1 pseudogene is annotated in these 301 nt (G+C 45.8%); it reads right to left on the reverse strand.

The features are described from left to right. Positions 1-301: pseudogene (locus AB4585_RS26610) on the reverse strand (amidophosphoribosyltransferase); the annotation flags it as partial.

Here is a 301-nt window from a genome sequence, read left to right on the forward strand (position 1 = left end):
ATCTCTAGGTTTGCTAAGTCTTGAGCAATGTTTTGCTCAGTTTTTGCATCGTCAGAGCGCAATGAATCAAGAAAGTCTAAGTACTCTTGGTCCACATCACCTGTCACGTATTGGCCACTGAATACAGAGGTTTCAAACGTCTTAATATCAGGGTTGCCCTCGCCTACTGCAGCAACAAGGTCTTCTAGTGATTGGAACATCAGTCCGTCAGCGCCGATAAGCTTAGAAATCTCATCCACTTCACGACCGTGAGCAATCAACTCATTAGCGCTTGGCATATCGATGCCGTACACATTCGGGA

The organism is Vibrio sp. 10N.222.49.C9, assembly GCF_041474985.1.
GTDB classification, from domain to species: domain Bacteria; phylum Pseudomonadota; class Gammaproteobacteria; order Enterobacterales; family Vibrionaceae; genus Vibrio; species Vibrio crassostreae_C.